The sequence below is a fragment of the Aporhodopirellula aestuarii genome, assembly GCF_023701485.1.
GTDB classification, from domain to species: Bacteria; Planctomycetota; Planctomycetia; order Pirellulales; family Pirellulaceae; genus Rhodopirellula; species Rhodopirellula aestuarii.
On record NZ_JAMQBK010000142.1, the window covers coordinates 1 to 2,009 of the forward strand.

Consider the following 2,009-nt stretch of genomic DNA (forward strand, 5'->3'; position numbering starts at 1 on the left):
TTATCGAAGCCTGGAGTTCGGGCAAAATCGAGTCTCCTCGTGTTGAGAACCGACCAACTACTAAGCAGGTACATAGAAGTGATTCGGTATAACGACAATTCCGCTGATCGTGGTCGGTTCGGCGTAGGCCGGACCAAGGAGCCTAAGCGACGCCGTTCCGGCACGACTGAGCAATTGAATGACGGAACTCGCAAAGCCTCGGTCCGGCCTGCAGTTCGCGGCAGTTTCGCCAGATGATTCCTGCAGACCTGTTTCGTCACGATCGTGACGACATCCAAACGCCACGGACGTGAGTCCGTGGTTTAGGAAAACAAAGCGCAGCAAGTCGCAACGCGACGACACCAAACACGGGTGTGCGCACGGATGAGCCACCGGGCACGGCATCTGTCATCGCTTCGCGACTTGGCGTATGCGGGGGGCGACGTCGACCCCGGACTCGCGTCCGGGGCTTTCGCCTGCCGTCGCTATCGCGACTAAGAATGGAAGCAATACCGGTGTGGCGTTGACTTTCCGCGTCTTCGCAACGATTCAACAGTCCCGAAATTTAGCAGTCCAGAGATTTAGCAGCCGAGGCTATCGCCCCAATGGCTGATAGGATTTTGCCCAATGATTCCTGCCTACTGGGTTGGTGGCTTGAGCTCGACGTCCAAAATCGACGCCCATCCGAATGGCCCTCATCGTGTCAATCGCCAGCAAAGATCGCGTCAATCGAGGGTCGCCTTGCATGCAGGACAAATCGGTAGGTCAGACGCAAGTGATTCACCGCAGTGATAGCAGTACAGGTCCGTCTCGCGTGACTGCGGCAGCGATCCGCCTCTGGCTCCAGCTTTCCACTTCTCAATCAGCTCGCGAACGTTCTCGGCGTCGAAGTTTGTTGCGAGGATTTCGTGGTGTGTTTCGAACATCGGGATCACCTGCGCACACTGCGGATCCGGTACCGAGACGCGAGCATGAACGCCGTTCTCGCGTAGGTAATCGGTGAGGTGCTCCACGGTCGCGAAGTCGAGGCCGCGATACACGACAGTGGGCTCAGTGATTGTCATGGCGTTGCATTCGTGTTTGACGTTAATGGATCGGCGAGCGGTCAGGGTTTGCGTGCAGCGGCAATTGATATGCTGGCAAACAGCAACGACTACCGCCACCGTCCTCGTTAGCAGTCATTGGGGATCATCGATGATCGCGAGGGTGGATCGAGCGACTGGGGCTATCGTTCGCGATCATGGCGAGCATCCATTCTACGTTGTTTGGGCGATAGTTTGTTGCCCAGAAAGATCAGTAACGCACCGAATCCTACGTAGCAAAGCAGCGCGGTCATGATCGCGGGTAAATCATGCCAATAGTAGTTGATGTCCGCATCAGGAAGGTCGAAAGCGAAGGCAACCAGGGGAATCGCGATCACGAGCCCACCGAATATTCTTAGCAGTGAACCGAGGATGCGCTTCCACGCCGGTGTTTCGGCGGCCAGCGGATGTTCAGTAGTCGACCCAGGTTGATAAGGGTTTCGATCGGACATCACGGTGCAAGCACTCCCATTGCGGATACGGCGGACATCACCGAGCACGGCAGGTTGATGGTTCATCTCTAAACGCCCGACGCCGTGTTTCGGTGCATCTGGTGGTGCGTCGACCTTGTCAGAGCTCGGGTTCATTGTACGGACCGTCGACTTCCACACCACAAAGTTTGGACAAACGATCTCTCAGCTCATCGATCTCTACGCGATTCAAGCTTGGCCTAGTTCGTGAATTTGGAAGAAGCGTTACGTCGGTAAGCCCGCGGAAGGAAGCGTCCCAATAATTGTTGAAAGTTGAAAGATGGTCTCCCGGAGGGCAGAATCTGCCCTTCGCAATTTTCCAATTTTCGTCGGCGGCAACCGACGGGGAGACCATCATGAATGAAGTTAGTCTTTTGCAATCTCTTGGGCAAGTTTCAGCGTCAGAGACCGGGGAAGTCTTTCGAGACTTCATCCGTGGCCACGTCCGCGAGATGATCAGTGAGGTGATGGCGGCTGA

The 2,009-nt window shown here is 55.7% G+C and carries 2 protein-coding genes and 1 pseudogene; 1 reads left to right on the plus strand and 2 read right to left on the minus strand.

Annotation, left to right across the window (positions count from 1 at the left end):
- Positions 1–704: 704 nt before the first annotated feature.
- Both NB063_RS31755 and NB063_RS31760 read right to left on the minus strand, forming a co-directional pair.
- Positions 705–1,043: a hypothetical protein gene (locus tag NB063_RS31755; RefSeq protein ID WP_250933823.1), complete on the minus strand. Its 339-nt coding sequence runs from the start codon at positions 1,041–1,043 to the stop codon at positions 705–707.
- Positions 1,044–1,204: 161 nt separating this feature from the next.
- Positions 1,205–1,648: a hypothetical protein gene (locus NB063_RS31760; protein WP_250933825.1), complete on the minus strand. Its 444-nt coding sequence runs from the start codon at positions 1,646–1,648 to the stop codon at positions 1,205–1,207.
- 146 nt (positions 1,649–1,794) lie between these two features.
- On the opposite strand from NB063_RS31760, the pseudogene NB063_RS31765 reads away from it, so the two are divergent.
- Positions 1,795–2,009: pseudogene (locus NB063_RS31765) on the plus strand (IS256 family transposase); the annotation flags it as partial.